This is a genomic window from Jeotgalibaca sp. MA1X17-3, assembly GCF_021513155.1.
GTDB lineage: Bacteria > Bacillota > Bacilli > Lactobacillales > Aerococcaceae > Jeotgalibaca.
The window spans coordinates 1,284,705-1,302,878 of sequence record NZ_CP090983.1 but is presented as its reverse complement, the minus strand read 5'-3'; the positions used below and the strand labels follow the sequence as shown (position 1 = coordinate 1,302,878).

17 protein-coding genes are annotated in these 18,174 nt (G+C 32.2%); 7 read left to right on the top strand and 10 right to left on the bottom strand.

The genetic code is table 11. The annotated features are described in order from the left end of the window. The first annotated feature begins 773 nt into the window (after window positions 1-773). The 7 genes from LZ578_RS06520 to LZ578_RS06495 all read left to right on the top strand — a co-directional run bounded on the left by LZ578_RS06520 (window position 774) and on the right by LZ578_RS06495 (window position 7,480). Window positions 774-1,016, top strand: coding sequence for an ImmA/IrrE family metallo-endopeptidase (locus LZ578_RS06520; RefSeq protein WP_235144339.1), 243 nt, complete (start codon window positions 774-776; stop codon window positions 1,014-1,016). Window positions 1,017-1,219: 203 nt separating this feature from the next. Beyond that, entirely contained in the window at window positions 1,220-1,816 is a 597-nt protein-coding gene (locus tag LZ578_RS06515; RefSeq protein WP_235144338.1) for a hypothetical protein, read from the top strand. A gap of 105 nt (window positions 1,817-1,921) precedes the next feature. Beyond that, complete coding sequence (locus LZ578_RS06510; RefSeq protein WP_235144336.1) at window positions 1,922-3,604, top strand: AAA family ATPase; 1,683 nt, start codon at window positions 1,922-1,924, stop codon at window positions 3,602-3,604. Window positions 3,605-3,639: 35 nt separating this feature from the next. Next, window positions 3,640-4,506, top strand: coding sequence for a DNA adenine methylase (locus tag LZ578_RS06505; protein ID WP_235144334.1), 867 nt, complete (start codon window positions 3,640-3,642; stop codon window positions 4,504-4,506). A 106-nt stretch (window positions 4,507-4,612) separates the two neighbouring features. Then, window positions 4,613-4,741, top strand: a complete 129-nt coding sequence (locus LZ578_RS12485) for a hypothetical protein (RefSeq protein ID WP_255763812.1) — start codon at window positions 4,613-4,615, stop codon at window positions 4,739-4,741. A 376-nt stretch (window positions 4,742-5,117) separates the two neighbouring features. Further along, complete coding sequence (locus LZ578_RS06500) at window positions 5,118-6,326, top strand: DUF4041 domain-containing protein (protein ID WP_235146412.1); 1,209 nt, start codon at window positions 5,118-5,120, stop codon at window positions 6,324-6,326. Window positions 6,327-6,829: 503 nt separating this feature from the next. Further along, window positions 6,830-7,480 carry a LexA family transcriptional regulator gene (locus LZ578_RS06495; protein ID WP_235144332.1) on the top strand — a complete coding sequence of 217 codons (651 nt, stop codon included), beginning with the start codon at window positions 6,830-6,832 and terminating at the stop codon, window positions 7,478-7,480. Window positions 7,481-7,575: 95 nt separating this feature from the next. Here LZ578_RS06495 and LZ578_RS06490 read toward each other — a convergent pair whose 3' ends face one another. The 10 genes from LZ578_RS06490 to hflX form a co-directional block, all read right to left on the bottom strand. Continuing rightward, the gene (locus LZ578_RS06490) at window positions 7,576-9,030 is read right to left on the bottom strand and encodes a glycoside hydrolase family 1 protein (RefSeq protein ID WP_235144327.1); all 1,455 of its coding nucleotides are present in this window, start codon (window positions 9,028-9,030) and stop codon (window positions 7,576-7,578) included. 107 nt (window positions 9,031-9,137) lie between these two features. Beyond that, a complete protein-coding gene (locus LZ578_RS06485; protein WP_235144326.1) occupies window positions 9,138-10,043 on the bottom strand; it encodes an N-acetylglucosamine kinase in 906 nt (301 codons plus the stop codon). 10 nt (window positions 10,044-10,053) lie between these two features. Then, window positions 10,054-10,968 carry an N-acetylmuramic acid 6-phosphate etherase gene (murQ, locus tag LZ578_RS06480; protein WP_235144325.1) on the bottom strand — a complete coding sequence of 305 codons (915 nt, stop codon included), beginning with the start codon at window positions 10,966-10,968 and terminating at the stop codon, window positions 10,054-10,056. Between the two features lie 21 nt (window positions 10,969-10,989). Beyond that, window positions 10,990-11,838: a MurR/RpiR family transcriptional regulator gene (locus LZ578_RS06475; protein ID WP_235144323.1), complete on the bottom strand. Its 849-nt coding sequence runs from the start codon at window positions 11,836-11,838 to the stop codon at window positions 10,990-10,992. A 20-nt stretch (window positions 11,839-11,858) separates the two neighbouring features. Beyond that, entirely contained in the window at window positions 11,859-12,953 is a 1,095-nt protein-coding gene (locus tag LZ578_RS06470) for a DUF871 domain-containing protein (protein ID WP_235144322.1), read from the bottom strand. A 71-nt stretch (window positions 12,954-13,024) separates the two neighbouring features. Then, entirely contained in the window at window positions 13,025-14,371 is a 1,347-nt protein-coding gene (locus LZ578_RS06465) for a PTS sugar transporter subunit IIC (protein ID WP_235144320.1), read from the bottom strand. Window positions 14,372-14,387: 16 nt separating this feature from the next. Further along, window positions 14,388-14,705, bottom strand: coding sequence for a PTS sugar transporter subunit IIB (locus tag LZ578_RS06460; protein WP_235144318.1), 318 nt, complete (start codon window positions 14,703-14,705; stop codon window positions 14,388-14,390). Window positions 14,706-15,070: 365 nt separating this feature from the next. Next, entirely contained in the window at window positions 15,071-15,388 is a 318-nt protein-coding gene (locus LZ578_RS06455) for a PTS lactose/cellobiose transporter subunit IIA (RefSeq protein WP_235144317.1), read from the bottom strand. Window positions 15,389-15,671: 283 nt separating this feature from the next. After that, window positions 15,672-16,916, bottom strand: a complete 1,245-nt coding sequence (locus LZ578_RS06450; protein WP_396326733.1) for an aminotransferase class I/II-fold pyridoxal phosphate-dependent enzyme — start codon at window positions 16,914-16,916, stop codon at window positions 15,672-15,674. Continuing rightward, window positions 16,900-18,162 carry a GTPase HflX gene (gene hflX / locus LZ578_RS06445; RefSeq protein WP_235144311.1) on the bottom strand — a complete coding sequence of 421 codons (1,263 nt, stop codon included), beginning with the start codon at window positions 18,160-18,162 and terminating at the stop codon, window positions 16,900-16,902. The genes LZ578_RS06450 and hflX overlap by 17 nt, the downstream gene beginning before the upstream one ends. Window positions 18,163-18,174 lie beyond the last annotated feature (12 nt).

Here is an 18,174-nt window from a genome sequence, read left to right as displayed (position 1 = left end):
AAGTATGATATTCATAACACCCTCCCCATTTGATCTCTAGCATCCTAACAATAGTCAGCTTTGGTCCAGTTTTTTTCCGTTTAATACTTCGTTAAGATATTGTGGGTTTTCATTAGTGAATAGACCCGAGTGTTTTTGTGAGATATTTCTTTCTTACAAATGATTAAAAAAATTCAGGCATAATTTCTAATTCTCATTTCTTATTTTAAAAAAGTTAGCTAAACGTATAAAACCTATTGACTTCTATTATTTAACAGGATAATGTTTAGGTATAGCAAATAAACTTATAAAATATCCGCTTATCGATGTATCTAAATATTTGATAAGGTGTTATAAACTATATTTTTTGATAACAGACTAAATTGTGAATAAAAACACAAAAAGTGCGTTCGTCAACCAATGATAATATTTTGTATATTTATTTGTTCGAAAAAATATTGATATAACAATATTTGAATAAACAAAGTTCCTTGCTGATGAACAAAGGGAAAATTTAAAGACTATTGCTACTGAGCTAGGCTTTAGCAAAAATGCAATATATAAATGGTAGAAACAAAATCCTACTATCAAAAATCTTAGTAAAGCTGCAGATTACATTGGAGTAAGATTAGACTTCTTAGTAGGCTGAGAAAAAACTACTTACACGGAAACGGATTTAGCTAAAATGGTTGATAACGCCATGAGTTTCGATGAGAACAAAATAATTAACATGAGAGAGAAGCAATCTTGGCGTTTTTGAAAGGAAAATACGGAATTGAATAGAAGGTGAGTTAATGCAGCGTGTCTTGTCAGAGGTTAAGGAACTCGGAATAGATGTACAATTTGTGGAATTAAAAAAAGATGGTTATTCATTAGTAGAGATGAACATGATTTTTATCAATCAATATTTGAGTGAGGAAAAAGCAAAAGAGGTTTTGATTCATGAATTGGCTCACTTTAAGTTTCATTCTGAGTATTCAATTTTATACAAAATGAAGGTCCCCCACCTAAAAATGGAGCAAGAAGCGTTGAATTAGTCCATTAATAGAATCATTGCCGAAAATGACGGAATATATAACTACACACAACTAATAGAAGAGTTTAAGATTAAGATGGCTTTAGATGTTAAGTATGGAAATATATAAAAAATCCCACCCCATAGCTTTCGACGGCCAGAGTAGGATTTTTAACTACCAGTGAAAGGTATAAAAACATTATATCATTCATTGGAGGAATTAATATGAAAAAAATTATTGTTGTTGGTTTGTGTACCTTTTTGTTAGCAAGTTGCGGTGAATTAGAAAATGCTGATATAGGATCTTCCTCAATTGAATCATCAGAACGAGCAAATGAAGAAGAACAATTATCAGAATCTTTGGAGTCAGAAGTCACTTCTGAGGAAGAGTCGAAAATGGCAGAGTTACCATATGTTCTAAATGAACCTGTTGGTCTTATTTTTGAAGGGTCTGAAGATGTCTCTGCCGAAGTTGTTGTTACTAACGTCACTGATAACCCAGAAGCTTTTCCAGATTATATAAAGAACGGCGATTACTTTGATGTTAATAAATTAATATTGATTTCAGTTGATTATAAAAATATTTCCTATCCAGAAAATCTGTCATTCGGACTTCATGATTTCCAAGTTTTCAACGAGAATGGAAAACTACTGCCAAACATTAGTCAACAAAATGGTGGAGATCCAGTTGCACAAGGAAGGTCTGGAAGTTCTGAATTTTACATCGAAACAGAAGAGCCACAAAATAAAATTGAATTAGATTTTGTACCTTCGGGTTCAAATAACGTTATTGCGACTTACGCAGTTGATGTTGAGCATTAAACAAAAACACCCCACTCCCCTACTTGGCGGTATGGAGTGAGGTGTAGCGAGGCACCCTTTTTAAAATGCCTTTATACTATTATAGCATAGGATGGAGGCAGTAAAGTGATTAAAGAAATCCAATTTAATACTTATAGAAAATTAAAGGATATTAATCTTATTTTTTCACCGTATTTAAATATTATTTCAGGTTCAAATGGAACTTGTAAATCTTCTATTATTCACATAGTCAGTAACTCATTTCAGAGGTTAACTACCACAGATGAGAAAGTTAATGATAAAAATTCTCTAAAAGTAATAAATCAACTAAATAAATTAACAAATCCAAAAATTGAAAGCTTGACTAGAGGGGACAAAGAATACAATGATCCGGCCTACGGTGTTACTGGCGAATTATATAATTGTACTTATTTAAATGATTATAGTCTCTCATTCAGAAGACATAACTCTTCAACAGAGACTAAGAGACGATTTGCTGTAAAACCTGAATATCGTCCAGATAGTGGAGATTCATTACCGAAGATACCAATTATATATTTAGGTCTATTTAGATTGTTTTCGTTCGGTGAGTTTGATTCTGATGAGTTAATAAAAAAGTTAGCCAATACCTTACCTAAGGAGTATATTGAAGAAATACAAAAAATGTACTTTGATTTCACAGGATATAACATTGACGTTATAACAATGTTTAGTATGGGGGCAATAAAAAATCGGCCTGATTTTTCAACTGATAAAACTGGAATCGATTCAAATACTATATCAGCCGGAGAAGATAATCTATTTATAATTATTCTTGCATTAATTTCACTTAAATATTACTATGAATCAATTAACTCTAATCAAGAGGTTGAAAGCATCTTACTTATAGATGAATTCGATGCTACACTTCATCCTTCTTTTCAAAATAAACTTTTTGATATCATTACAAAATATAGTAAAGAGTTTCATATTCAAGTCTTATTTACATCACATAGTCTTTCATTGATAGAACATTCGTTGAAAACTCCATCAACAACAAATATAATATATTTAATTGATAATATTTTTAAGGTTACACCTATGTTAGATCCAGATATATATAAGATTGAAAGACACTTAAAAGAAATTACTCAGGAGGAATCTTACGTAGATAATCTGATTCCAATTTTTACCGAAGACGAAGAAGCTAGGTCATTTTTAAAAATATTATTTTCGCATTACGAAAATGTCACTGACATAAATATTTCCAAATTTTTTCATTTAGTGGATGCAAACTTTTCAAGTGAAACTATCAAAAATATAGCTAACGATACTATCTTGTTGAAGTCGACTTTGCGCTCGATTAACATTCTAGATGGCGATCAGTCTTCACAAAATAACCTTAATAATCAACTTATTACTTTACCAGGCAGCGAATCTCCTGAAACTTTGCTATTTAAACATGCAGAAAAATTACTCCGTTCAGAAGATACAAGATTTTGGGATAATGAAGTGCTAGTCAAGACTGGATATTCAAGAACTCACTTTAGGAATAACATCTCGAATAAAATTAATGAAATTGAAGAAAGATTATCTGCATCACAGGTTGATGGAAAATCAACCAGAGGGATGCGAAGAGAATCAAACAAAAGAATATTTAATGAACATATACACTTTTGGAGATTTGTAACTACTGACTGGATTAACGACTCTGAAAATTATTCTGAAGTATATAATTTTTTTAAAAACTTAAATATTTGCTTTAAAAAAGCAGCTGAATTTCATGGAGTAAGTTCTAACGATTGGATAAATAACTATGTCCAAGATTAAGTTTATTTGATAACATTTGATTAGAGGTGATAAACATGCCAGTAACAAAATCCCCATTAAGATACCCAGGTGGGAAAACGCAGCTTTCGGAATTTCTAAAAAACTTATTGCAAATTAATGAAATGCAAAATATTGTATATTGTGAGCCATTTTCGGGCGGATTCGGAGCCGGAATGGAGCTCCTCTTTTCCAATGAAGTAGATTCAATAATTATAAATGATTTAGATTTAGGCATTTATAGTATCTGGAATGCAATTTTAAATGATAACAAACAATTCATCAAAATGATTAGAGATATTCCAATCACAATTGAAGAGTGGCATATTCAAAAAGAAATTTATACTAATCTTATTAATAGTCACCAATATTCTATTGAATTGGGATTCGCCACCTTCTTTTTAAATAGAACAAACCGTTCTGGAATTATTAGTGGTGGTCCCATTGGTGGTTATAATCAAGAATCTGCTTACAAACTCGATTGCAGATTCAATAAAGAAGGATTAATTGAAAAAATTAGAGATATCTATAACGAAAAAGCTAGAATCAAACTTTATAATTTAGAAGCAAATGATTTAATTAATAACGTTTTGTTAAATGAAAATCCTAAAAACTTATTTATCTTTTTTGATCCACCTTATTACAAACAAGGGAAAAATTTATATAAGAACTTCTTTGATCACGATAATCATATTGAATTAAGGAAATGCATTGACATGATGAGTCACTATAAATGGATAACCACATATGACTATGAAGAAAACATTAAAAATATATACCGTTCATATCCTGCTCTAAGATATAAAATTAGATATTCAGCAAACAGAGTTAGAAAAGAAACTGAGTACTTATTTCACAGTTCTGTCACAAAAATAGAAAGTTTTGATAAAGTTGAGTTTCAATAAAAAAACACCACTCTCCCTGGCAAAAGCGAAAGTGGTGTTTATCGAAAACAAACCTAAGATAAGTCTATTTCTATACCCTATTTTAGCATAAATAGGAGGTAAAATCATGGCAAGTTTTGAAAAGCTAAATACTGGATGGAAATTTATCGTCAGTTACAAAGATGGAGATAAATACCGAAGAAAAGCCGGCAATAGATTTAAAATAAAAAAAGGAAGCGCAAGTCGTTGCTGCTGAAATCGAAAAGAAATTATATGTCCGTTTAGATATCTATGCAGGTGAAAAGCGATTTACGGAGTATTACCGCGATTGGGTCCATACTTATAAGATTGAAAAATTTAGTAAAGCCACGGATCAACAGTATCAAACCGTAATAAAATTAGTAGATAAGCATTTTAGTGGTTTAAGCTTGAATCAGATTTGTCTAGCTTAATTTTAAAATTGACGTACTAATAATTTAATAGATTCCGATGGTTACCGTATTGAATCAAATAGTGTGAAATTATTTTTCTAAATAATCTAAAAGGGGAAAATTAATATGGGTTGGTTAAATAAAGCCAAGAGTGTACTTAATAAAGGTGTTCTAGAAGTTAAAAATGAACTTGAAAATACTATGGATGGTATTAAGGAAAATAACGAAATAGTCTCTGGAGTTTTAAACATAGGTAAACCTAAAGATGAACAACTGGAAGCTAAATTAATCGTTTTACAGAATAAAGTAGCTGAAAAACAAAAAATTTTACGTGAGCTAGAAAATGCTATTATTAATACTCAAGAAGATATTAATATTCAAGATTATGGTTTTTATGAAAGAAGATATAAGTTTTCTGATGCTACTAAATATAAAGAAAAGTTAGATAACATACGTGCTAAGGAAAAAGAAATGGTGAAAAATAAGACAGCTGGACATATTGTTACTTCAATGACTCTTAATGACAGTGCTGCACAAGGAAAAACTATGCAGAACCAACTTATACAAGCTATGATAAGAGGATTTAATGGTGAGGCTGATGCATTACTTGTAAAGATCACTGTCTCAAACGTTGTAAGTAAAGTAGTAGCATTAGAGCGCTCTTTTGATCAATTGAACAGACTGTATAAAAGAAACAGCATTGTAATTACACCTGGCTATCTCTACCTAAAAAAACAGGAATTATATCTTGCAGCTGAATATGAACTACAAAAGCAAGAGGAAAAAGAGTTATTACGTGAACAGCGGGAAAAAGAACGCGAAGATAAGAAACTCCAGGCTGAAATTAAAGCAAAACGTAAGCAATTAGATAAAGATAGAACTCACTATAGCAATATGGTGGCTAAAGTTAAAGAACTCCTTGAGTCAGCTGATAATTCTGAGATTAAAAAATTAAAGTTGCAACTTCAAGAGTATAAAAATAAGCTAGAAGAGTTAGATGAAATAGAAGAGGATATCGATTACCGCGAAGGCCATGCTAGTGCTGGTTATATATATGTTATTTCTAACATTGGATCATTCGGTGAAGACATTTATAAAATTGGCGTAACACGTCGTCTTGAACCGCTAGAAAGAATCCGTGAATTAAGTAGTGCATCGGTTCCCTTTCAATTTGACGTCCACGCATTAATGTTTAGTGAACAAGCTTTTGCGTTGGAAACCGAAATTCATAATGCTTTATCAAAATATAAAGTAAATCAAGTTAATTCGAGAAAAGAATATTTTCGTGTGTCTTTTTCAAACATTAAAAAAATTCTAGATAATCATAAAGAATTAATTGTTGAGTTAACTGAATTCCCTGAAGCATTTGAATATAGACAAACACAAAAACTATTAAAAAATTTAACTTAAAACATACCCCACTTCCCCCACTTGGCAGTACTAGAAACTTGGATTGAAGAGAGTCTGACCTGGAGTCATTTCACTACTCGTAACACAGATTGATTAAAGGAATAAATAATAAAAACTAAATAAATTTGAATTATAAAGTTTACTAAAGTTTCTAACTTAATAAAGGTTTGAGGACCCAACATTAAATTAGCAACTTTTTTTTACTTCGGAATGGATATGGAATGAATAACATTTCTTTTACTTGTAATAAGCATTGACATTTTATGCGAATCGTTTAATATATGGAAATAGCATAGTAAGCGTTATATATATACCAATTCTATATTCCTCAATGATCTTAGCTACATTTAAATATGTTTCTAGCTTACAAATTGTAACGTTCAGTTATAAAGATAAAACATCTAATCGTTTGATATAGTTAAAAATCGTTGCAGTAAAAGAGGAGTATCCATTAATGATCTAGCTAAACGTCTTTACATTTATAACACGAGAGGATTTTTATTTTGAATTTTATATCGCAATTCATAGGAAGAAGAATCGTTTTTTTTAGAAAAATACAGGGGATTTCACAAGTTGAACTTGCTAAAGAAGTTTCGGTGAAAAAAGAAGATTTAGCAGCCATTGAAAACGGAAAGAAGGAACCTTCTGTCTCAAACCTCTTTAGAATTTCACGATTTTTAAAAACAAAGATTGAATATTTTTTTCCTCAAAAGAAAGAGCATAGTGATCTATTGACACTCTATCCTAAACTTAATAAAAATAATCAAGAAAAAATATTTCGATATGCAAAAGAATTACTTGAAAACCAAAATAAAATTATTAATTTATATTTTAAAAACGATCAAACGAACTCTGGACCCAAAAATAATCTCATACGCATCCCTATAGAGGCAGACTTTATTTTTCATATCATTGATGACAGTATGGAAGATATAATCGATAAAGGGAGCACTTTATTTTGTAGGACACAGCCTACGATTAAAGATGGAGAAATAGCCATTTTAGAAGTAATAAGAATTGGAATAGTATGCAGGAAGGTTCTTTATGACTTTGAAGAAGAACATTTCATTTTAAAACCTTTAAATGAAAAATATCCAGAAATATCTTATGAACAAGAACAAATTAAAATCATTGGAAAAGTTTTAAACTTTTAAACAAAAGTATCTCATTCCTTTTATAATTTTAACAAAACTACCCCTTGGAAGGCAGATTTTTTTATCTAGCTTCCAAGAGGTAGTTTTTCCAATTTTTAATTTTCAATCAACTTTTCTTTTTCAATGTATTTTTGAAACCAGCTAAAGCTGTCTTTCTTATAACGGTTATAAGTTCCTTCACCATTGTTGTCCGCATCTACATAAATAACACCATAGCGTTTTTCCATCTCACAACTACCTGCAGATACAATATCAATCACACCCCACATAATGTAACCAATTAAATCAACACCATCTCTAAGAGCTTCTTTGATTTGTTCAAAATGAGTCTCAAAATATCTAATTCGATTTTTATCTTCGATTGTTCCATCTGGCTTTAATGAGTCATAATCTCCGAAACCATTTTCAGAAATGAAAACAGGTTTTTGATATCGATCATAAACTTTATTGAGTGAAATCCTTAAACCGACTGGATCAATTTGCCATCCCCATTCAGTAGCTTTTAAGTATGGATTCTTTATTGTTGCAACTAAGTTTCCTGCTGTCATTTCTCGCTCGTTTATAGAAATGACACTTGATTGATAATAAGAGAAGGAAACAAAATCTGCCGTATCGTTTTCTAAAAATTTTAAATCTTCTGGTTCAATATTTAGTGTTATTTTATTTTCCTCAAAAAAACGCGTCATATAGCTAGGATAATACCCGCGCATTAAAACATCGGAACAAAACCATTGATTAATATTTTCTTCTTGAATCAATTTCATATTGTCATCTGGATTAGGTGTTTCTGCGTAATAGCAAAATACAGATACCATACAACCAGATTTCGCTTTTGTCAGCTCACGTCCAAGTGCAATTGTTTTTGCACTTGCAACAAATTGGTTATGTAGTCCTTGGAAGACTTTTGATAAATCATAATCAGCATTTTCTTCTTTTAGAATACCCAACCCATTATAAGGTGAAAAATAGCCAGCATTTATTTCGTTAAACGGAAGATAATAATCAATTTGATTTCCCCAATTTATAAATACGACATTTGCAAAATGAACGTAAAGATCAATAAGTTCACGACTAGACCATCCGCCATATTCATCAACAAGATGAATGGGTACCGCATAATGGTTCATTGTCAGAAAAATTTTCATACCAGCCTGTTTAATTTTGGTAATTACTTCAGTATAATAATCAATTCCCGCTTGATTGGGTTCACTTTCTACTCCTGTAGGAAATAGACGAGCCCAACTAATAGACAATCGATATACGTCAATACCTAATTCCTTCAACAAATTAATATCTTCTTCTACATGATAGTAGCCTTGAGTTCCTTTACGAAACGGGTAATACATCTGGGTCTTCGTTTTTTTTGCTTCATCAATATTTTTACGTGTGAGTAATCGTGTCTGAGTTGTTGCATTACTAGTTTTTGGTAAATATGGTCGACATTCCTGTGTATCTAAGCCTTTACCGCCCTCATTCCATCCTCCTTCATATTGACTGGATGCTGTAGCGCCTCCCCAAAGAATTGGTTTAATTTCAGTTTTAAAGTCCATAGTCCCTCCGTAAATAAATTATTTTGAGAAATACAATAAAGCTTTCAACACTTATGACACTTTTCCTTCATTTCTAAAACAATTATAATTTCCATTTAATAAGGATGTTAATCTTCCCTAGAATAGTTTATTTTAGCTTTAATAATTGCACCAATTTCAGGAGAATATATAGGTTCTACTAAACTGATGTGTGTAGATAATTTAGCTCTTAATCTTTTAAATAATTCCTCCCCAAGATTGAAAACTCCACCAATATAAGAAACGTTTATATTCTTTTTAAAGTTTTTACCAAGTGTATTAATTAAAAGACTTAATTGTGAAGCAAGTGCATCGAGTATTTCAAATGCAACTGGATCCTTAATGAGTATAAGCTCGTTTAAAATAATCGCATGGTTTGCAATCTCTTGACGGTCATTTTTTATTTTACTTGCCATATAAGAAATTAAATCATACTCTTCTTCTAATTCAAGTTTATTCTTAACAATATGAACAAGCTGAGTTCTTTCTGCACGTCCATCAATTTGTAAAGTATAGTGTCGAAAAACTTCCTTTGCTATCCAGTACGCACTTCCTTCATCCCCTAGCATATAGCCCCAACCACCTGTACGCATATACTCTTCATTCTTTTTAGAAAGAGCAATAGAACCAGTTCCTGCAACAACTAATATGCCATCCTGACCATTTAACGAACCTTCCAAAGCAATACTTACGTCATTGAATACATAAAATTCATACGGATGAAAGGCTTGTTGACAAACCTTTTCAATTTCATTTCTAAGAAATTTATCTTTACCGTATCCTGCCAAACCTATACCAATTAAAATGTCTTCCTCCTTTGGAAGTTTTTCTATCAGCTCATTTACACCTTCTTTTAAGAGTTGAGTTGCTTGTCTAGAACTCACTTGTAAAAGGTGGCATGTAGGTTTTAAAACACTATCTATACAATTTTCTTGTTCATCAAAAATTTTAAATGAGGTCTTCGTTCCCCCACCATCAATTCCTATATAATACATCTCAGTGCCTCTATTCTTTTTCGACCTTTCTAATTGCTCTTGAAATATGCCCTTTATTTAACTCAAGTTGTTTTCGTGCGCAATCAGCTGAAAATCCTCCCAATTCCATCATGATCGCTGTTTTTACATGACCATTCGCTGCTTCATATAACTCTATTGCTTTGGATTGATCGACACCAGTAATATCTCTTATCATCTCTTGTGCACGACTAACTAATTTTTTATTTGTAGGTTGAAGATCTACCATATAGTTTTGATAAACTTTTCCCAACTTAATCATCACACTTGTGGTAATCATATTTAAAATCATTTTTTGTGCAGTTCCTGCTTTCAATCGAGTAGACCCTGTAATAATCTCTGGACCTGTAATTATTTCAAGGGCTATATCTGCTGCTTCTGAAATTTTTGCTTTACTCACACAGCTTATACTGGCGCTTGAAGCTCCTATTTCCTTCGCATAATTTAATGCACCCGTAACGTATGGTGTTCTTCCACTTGCAGCAATACCAATCACGACATCTTTACTCGTTAAGTTACGACTGATTAAATCTTTTTTACCTTCTTCAGGTTGATCTTCTACCCCTTCTTGTGCTTTAAGAATCGCTTTTTCCCCGCCAGCAATCAATCCTTGTACGAGTTCATAAGATACCCCAAAAGTAGGTGGACATTCTGATGCATCTAAGACCCCTAGTCGACCAGAGGTACCTGCGCCAATATAAAAAAGACGACCCCCATTTTCTAAAGAGGTATAAACTAAGTCAACGATTTTAGAAATTGTTGGAATTTCTTTTCTGACGCTCTTGCTTACCGTTAAATCTTCATCGTTCATCATTTCTAACATTTCTTTTGTGCTTACTCGATCAATTTTTAAGGATTTTTGATTTTGTTGTTCCGTTTCTAATTTTGCTAAATTTAAACTTTCCATTCTCTTCTCACTTTCTTAAACTTATTTCTCTTTATAAGACATTATTTCTTCCCGTGTTGTAATAATGTGATGCATTACCTCTTCATAATGCTTTGATGAGTAAGTATAAAATAAAACGTCTACTAAATAGAATTGAACATGTAATGAAACGGTTGCTGCTCCTCGATAAGCTGGTTCATTTACACGTATATGCTGTAATTTGATGTTAGCTTCATTTGAGATAGGGTTATTTCCAAATTGCGTAATACTCATTGTTTGCATATTGTTTTTATTAGCTAATTTAATTAATTTAAGAACTTCTGAAGTTCTTCCTGAGTTTGAGATTCCAATAAATAAATTATCTGATTTACTATTGACCATGGCAGTGATTAATCCGTGTATATCATTTAAAACAATACAAGTTTTACCAATTCGACTATATTTTTGTCCTATATTTTCTGCTACTAGATAAGAAGACCCCATTCCGAAAATATAAATAATATCTGCTTTTTCAATTGCATTTGTTGCCTGTTCAATTCGTTCATTGTCTAATAAAGAAAGTGTATCGGATAATGATTGATAGGCATTGCCAAGTAATTTTTCTTTGATATCCATTATGGATTCTTCTGGAGTAATATCAGAATAACCTTCTTTGCTATCCCTATCCCATTCATTATGTAAAAATATTTTTAACTGGGAAAAACTTTTCATTTCCAGTTTTTTACTCAAGCGAATGACAGTTGCTGCACTTGTTCCACTTACTTCACCTAGTTCTTGTGCTGTCATATATAAAACTTCTCCGGGATTTTTAAGAATATAGTCCCCTAATCGTTTTTCTGCCTTGGGTAATTGGTCTCTTATACTTTTTATTAAGGCAGTTACATTAGTCATTTTTAATTCCCTCTCTATTTTTATTTAGATAATTGTAATTTGAATTTTTGCCATGGTTTCAATTCATCAAGTATAAAATGTTCTTCTGAACGAATTGAGCCTACTACATTACTTTTCCCACTGTTTAGCATGTTTGTTAGTGCGATTTGCATTTCTCCTGCATAATGCCCATATTCGCTACTTTCAATAATGATATCTCCTCGTTTGATTTCTTCTGGTGCATTGAATACTGGGAATGAGTGACCTTTATATTTTACTCGACTTTGAGTAGAGCGTATCAGATTTTCGTTAATATCTCCACGATTAAAGTGAAGCATATCAAACATTATCTTTCTTTCTGTTTCAGGTAGTTCTAATATAGGGACTACATCAAACGTTACAATTGATAAGTCTAATTTTTTTACTGCACTCATTTCCTCTGCTGAAGGAAAGCAATTTGATATTACAATATCATCTATGATATTGAGTGCGATATAATGTTTTAATTGGATATCTAAAGGTAAGTTTCGATGGATTTCAAGTGTTGGTAATCCATCTGTAACAGGCCATGGCCCAAACGTATTTTTATTGTTACTTGAGATGAAAGCAGAAGTTCGTAGTCCATATTTATTAAATCGTGCACTACATTGTTTAAAAAATTCTAAACTTAGTCCAGTATGACGATGAGGATAAAAATTATGGCTTGCAAGCAAATTATATTGATTTGGTTGATAGTCCATAATAGTATCAATTGTATGAACATTATTACTCATATTTATCTCTATACTTAACCCGTGCTCATTAAAAGTCATTAAAGACTCTTCACTTCCTGTGAACCCTAAATCAAGACGTAATCCATCAGCACCTAACTGTTTAAAAAACGTGAGATCATTATAACTTATCTGTAATTTTTCAAATATTCTAGGTGAAACATCAACAATAACCTCAAAATTTTTATTTCGTGCATAATTATTAATTTCTGAGTAATGGCTAATTATTTCTTCTTTATCTTCTTCAGCTGATAATAAGCAAGAAAAAATTCTACTAAATCCATGTTCTGAAGCTATATCAATATAATCAAACATTTCTTTTTTTGATGATTTTTCAGGATAAATAGATATACCTAATTTTCTCATAATAGTCTCCTTCTATTTAAAAAGGTCCTAACTAAAGGACCTCTTAACTAAAGTTATTCAATTTTTATTGATTAATTTTCATGAAGTTCTTCGTGTTCTTCAGCAAGTAATTGTCTATCATACATCATAACAAATGGATAATAAATTAATGTAGCAAGAATGATTAGGAAGATATTTAATAATGCACCTCGCCAATCATTTCCCGTTGCTAGGAAAGCTCCAATAGGTCCGGGTAATGTCCAAGGGGCAAGTGCGACCATTCTATTAACTAATCCTAAGCTAGTAGCAAACCAAGCAACAACAGCGTTAATCATTGGAGCTAATAAAAATGGAATTAACAATGTTGGGTTTAAAACAATTGGAGTACCGAATATTAATGGTTCATTAATGTTAAATAATGCAGGTACAAACGCTGTTTTACCAAGTGTTTTTGCATATTGTGATTTTGCGAAAAATAGTGCTAATGCTAAACCGATTGTTGCTCCAGAACCGCCAATGTACATGTACCATTGATAGAAAGGTTCAGGTGCCATATTAGGAATCGCTTCCCCAATAGCGTATGCTGAAGAGTTTTGTTCCAATAATACTAACCACAATGGACGTGCAATAGATCCTACGATAGAAGCCCCATGAATTCCAAAGAACCAAAAGAAGCTATTTAGAAAAGTAATTAGCAATATAGATGGGAGAGTGTCTGATGCAGAAACTAATGGTGCTACGATTGAATTAATAATACTGTGGACATCTACTTCTAGCCACATGGTCACTGTAGCGAATAAAAGAATCACAATAGCAGTTGGTGTCATTGCTTCAAATGAGCGCGCAATTGATGCAGGTACTTGCTCTGGCATTGAAATTTTGAATCCACTACGTTCTGTAAATCTATAAATCTCAACAGCAATAAATGCACTTAGAATACCAATAAACATTCCGCCAGATCCAAGATTTGCCATAGGGATAACAAATCCAGTAGGGACTGCTTCAATAAAAGTAGTTAATTCTGCATTTCCAGTAGCTAATTCCATAACACCTTCACTAGCGCCTGGAATAATTGCTGGAATAATTGTTAATAAATAGGCTAATTCTGCAAGAATACCACCAGAAAGACCATCTAATTCATATGATTTAGCTAATGAGTATCCGATTCCAAAAACTGCATATAAAGTCATAATATACATAGACATACGGTATGGCAATAAAATTTTAAATTGATTATCTGCTAAGAATTGTGTGAAACCCCATGATTCAGGTAATGAATTGGGTAAAAATGCAATTACTAAAAACATTGATGCAACAATGATGATTGGTAAAGTTGCTACAATACCATCACGAACTGCTCTTAAGTGTTTTTGTTCAGATAATTTTGCCATCGGAGTAGACAATTTTTCATCTAAGAACACAGTAAATTTATCAAACAATTAATTTTCCCCCTTTTTATTTAAGCACTTGTCCAGCTTCTTTTTTAATTTGAGCTAATAAAAATTTACCCCCAATTGGTGAATAACCTCTTGGCTTAATTTGTAAAATTGGTACTCCTGCACTATCTGCATCTTTTTTCAAGCGATCGAAATGGTGTCTAATTTGCGGAGCAACTAGTGCTAAGGCGTAATCTTCTTTGACCATTTCTTGAAATTTTACTGAACTTGACTCATGTACTTCCATATCAATGCCGTCAGCTTGAGCTGCTTCCTTTAAAGACTTTGCAGCTATTGCACTAGACATCCCACCTGAACACACAAGAATAACTCTCATAATGTTTCCTCCTTCTTTAAAATTACAGTATTGTATTTGCATAGTAAAAACTAAATAACATAATAAACGCTAATAACGAAAATAAACTACCAATAATCATTCTAGATTTTTTTACATTCTCTTTCTTATAAAATTGTATAAAAGAAATTGAATAACCAATTACTGATGATACAACAAGTAAAGCAGGTAACGCCAAACTATTAGATACATTTTCTACTATTCCAGTACCTAGAGTAAAAGTAATAAATAAAGTAAGTAACAATAAAATGGATTGCTTAAAACCAAATCTAGGAATGGAATAATCGGTCTTAATTATAAATTTTTTTTGTTTTTAATATGATTTTCAGTCATTTAGTCACATCCTTTTAATGACGTTCCATTAATGTATTAATTTTTTTATTTAGGTTTATAAAACGTTCTGCTAACGTTCTCACCTCCATAGCAGTCATTAAATGATCTTGAGCATGCACAAATAACACGGACACTTGGATATGTTTTCCATTAACTTCATCTGTTATTATTTTAGTTTGTACATTATGAGCTTTTTTCAAAGCTTCATCTGCTTCTTTTAATAATTCTTCAGCTCTCTCGTAATTTCCTTTTTCTGATTCTTCTATTGCTTCATATGCAGATGATTTTGCATCTCCACCATTTGCTATAATTTCAAATATAATCTCTTCCATTTGCTCACCTCCTTTTGTGAAATCCCTTACATTCATATAATAACATATATTTTTTTAAAAGGAAATGATATTTCGTTTTTTTATTAATTAAATGAAATATCATTTCAATTTAAAATGTTATCCTGTAAATTTTAATAAGTTCTATAGTTAAGATTACTTATTAAATAATTCTAATCTCTAATAATTACGATAAAAATAGTCAAATAAATTGCAACAAAAAAAGTGCTACTAATAAAATTAGCAACACTCCGATGATTCTTTTTACGTATTACAATTTTCTCAATTAACTATTAATAAACGTCTCTTCTACAGCTGCAGTAACTGCAAGTTTCACATGTTCAAACGTTAATCCACCTTGTATATATAGGAGATATGGTGGTCTAATAGGGCCATCTGCGGATAATTCAATACTAGCACCTTGGATGAAAGTTCCAGCAGCCATAATTACTTCGTCTTCATACCCTGGCATAGGAGCTGGAATTGGAAGTGCCGATGAATCAACTGGTGAATACTTTTGGATGGTTTGTGCAAAGGAAATCATCTGTTCTTTTGAAGGCAAGGCAACCATTTGAATAAGGTCTGTACGAGGACTATCCCATTTCGGGGTAGATTCTATGTCAAACTCTTCCAGAAGTGCTGCTGTATAGATAGCACCCTTTACAGCCTCTCCTACTACGTGAGGGGCTAAGAATAGACCTTGATACATCTCTAAAAGACTATATAGCGTTGCTCCTGCTTCTCGACCAATTCCTGGGGTAGTTAAACGATAGGCACACATGTCAACCAAGTCTTCACGTCCTACGATATAACCACCCATTTTAACAATACCGCCACCTGGGTTTTTAATTAAAGAACCTGCAATCAAGTCTGCACCTACTTCAAGTGGTTCTTTTTCTTCCACAAATTCTCCATAACAATTATCTATAAAGAAAATAGCATTTGGAGCATGCGGTTTAATGGCTGCGATCATTTCTTCAATCTCATCTATTGTGAAAGAAGGACGATCCGCGTAGCCACGAGAACGTTGAATACCAATTACTTTAGTATTCTTTGTTATTTTTTCCAAAACAGTAGGAATATCAACTTTGCCATTTTCCATCAAATCTACATGATTATATCCAATGTTATATTCTTTTAAAGAGCCGATTCCATTCCCCGTAAGGCCAACAATATCTAGCAGCGTATCATATGGCTGACCAGTTACATATAATAATTCATCCTGTGGTCTTAAGACACCTAATAAAGCCGTTGAAATCGCATGTGTACCAGAAATAATTTGTGGACGCACCAATGCGGCTTCCCCTTTGAAAATTTGTGCATATAGTTCTTCGAGTGTATCTCTACCTGAATCATTATACCCATAACCCGTACTTGGATTAAAATGATAATCACTAACTTGGCAAGAACAGAAGCCATCTAATACCTTTTTTTGGTTATGTAAAGCTACTTTTTGAACTTTTTTAAAACGTTCTTCAATTTTCATATCTACTTTTTCTACAATTTTATTTAAATCATCTGTCGTTTGCATCATCTACGTTTTCTTCTCCCAACCATTTTGAATTCCTTTTTGCGAATCCTTTTACTAAATAATGATTTGTTTCTTCTATCAAATCAAGTGATTCTACAAATGTATCTTGTTGCAGGCTATTTAACTTAGCGCCCCCATCTTTATCTAGCGCTACTTCCATTTCATAAGGAATTAATAATTTTCTGATTTCTTCCCATATAAATTCTTTAAGAAGTTGAATGTCATCTGAATCTAAGGAAGAGATGACTATATTTGGATAAAGGCGTGGTTGAAACTCTCCTTCAAGAAGGTCTTTTTTATTATAAACTGTGACAATAGGAGTAGTTTGCATATTTAAATCTTTAATTAAATTTAAAACCGTTTCTTCTTGCTGTTCCACATATTCAGAAGAAGCGTCTACTACATGAAGGAATAAATCCATTCCTCTACTTTCTTCCAATGTTGAGTGGAACGCATGAATTAACTGCGTAGGTAAATTTTGAACAAATCCTACCGTATCAGTTAGAGTTGCTTGATACTTATTAGGAAAGTTCATTTTTCTTGTTAAAGGATCCAAAGTTGCAAAAAGTTGGTTTTCTTCAAACGTCTCTGCATCCGTTAAGCGATTCAGTAACGTAGATTTCCCCGCATTTGTATACCCAATTAAACCAATTTGAAAAATCCCACTTGATTGTCTTTTTATTCTTGCACGCTCTCGATGGCTTTCCGTTTCTTGGAGTTCTCTTTTAATTTCTGTTACTTGTTTATTAATATGACGACGATCGGTTTCCAACTTTGTTTCACCTGGTCCACGAGTTCCAATTCCCCCACCTAAACGAGACATGTTTACTCCTTGTCCCATTAATCTAGGTAATAAATAGTTCAACTGTGCTAAAGATACTTGAAGTTGACCCTCTTTACTAGTTGCTCTCATTGCAAAAATATCCAGAATTAATTGGATTCGATCAATCACTTTACATTCAATTTCTTGTTGAATATTCTTCATATTTCGCGGAGATAATTCTTGTTCAAAAATAACCGTATCACATTCAAGTTCTTCAGTTAAATGTTTTAATTCTTCTAATTTACCCTTACCAATTAAGGTTCTTCCATCTTTTCGATCTCTTTTTTGAGTCAAGACTGCTACAACTTGTCCTTGAGCTGTTTCTGTTAGTTTTTCCAGCTCATCTAACTCATATTCGAATTGTCGATCCGATTGCTTTGTTTGAACACTTACTAATATAACTTTTTCTTTTGTTGTTTCCATTCTGGCACCAAC

Bases quoted from the DNA above. Each gene is read 5' to 3' on its own strand.
- LZ578_RS06520 (WP_235144339.1), top strand. From the start codon at position 774: ATGCAGCGTGTCTTGTCAGAGGTTAAGGAACTCGGAATAGATGTACAA.
- LZ578_RS06515 (WP_235144338.1), top strand. From the start codon at position 1,220: ATGAAAAAAATTATTGTTGTTGGTTTGTGTACCTTTTTGTTAGCAAGT.
- LZ578_RS06505 (WP_235144334.1), top strand. From the start codon at position 3,640: ATGCCAGTAACAAAATCCCCATTAAGATACCCAGGTGGGAAAACGCAG.
- LZ578_RS12485 (WP_255763812.1), top strand. From the start codon at position 4,613: ATGGCAAGTTTTGAAAAGCTAAATACTGGATGGAAATTTATCGTCAGT.
- LZ578_RS06500 (WP_235146412.1), top strand. From the start codon at position 5,118: ATGGATGGTATTAAGGAAAATAACGAAATAGTCTCTGGAGTTTTAAAC.
- LZ578_RS06490 (WP_235144327.1), bottom strand. From the start codon at position 9,030: ATGGACTTTAAAACTGAAATTAAACCAATTCTTTGGGGAGGCGCTACA.
- LZ578_RS06485 (WP_235144326.1), bottom strand. From the start codon at position 10,043: ATGTATTATATAGGAATTGATGGTGGGGGAACGAAGACCTCATTTAAA.
- murQ (WP_235144325.1), bottom strand. From the start codon at position 10,968: ATGGAAAGTTTAAATTTAGCAAAATTAGAAACGGAACAACAAAATCAA.
- LZ578_RS06475 (WP_235144323.1), bottom strand. From the start codon at position 11,838: ATGACTAATGTAACTGCCTTAATAAAAAGTATAAGAGACCAATTACCC.
- LZ578_RS06470 (WP_235144322.1), bottom strand. From the start codon at position 12,953: ATGAGAAAATTAGGTATATCTATTTATCCTGAAAAATCATCAAAAAAA.
- LZ578_RS06460 (WP_235144318.1), bottom strand. From the start codon at position 14,705: ATGAGAGTTATTCTTGTGTGTTCAGGTGGGATGTCTAGTGCAATAGCT.
- LZ578_RS06455 (WP_235144317.1), bottom strand. From the start codon at position 15,388: ATGGAAGAGATTATATTTGAAATTATAGCAAATGGTGGAGATGCAAAA.
- LZ578_RS06450 (WP_396326733.1), bottom strand. From the start codon at position 16,916: ATGCAAACGACAGATGATTTAAATAAAATTGTAGAAAAAGTAGATATG.
- hflX (WP_235144311.1), bottom strand. From the start codon at position 18,162: ATGGAAACAACAAAAGAAAAAGTTATATTAGTAAGTGTTCAAACAAAG.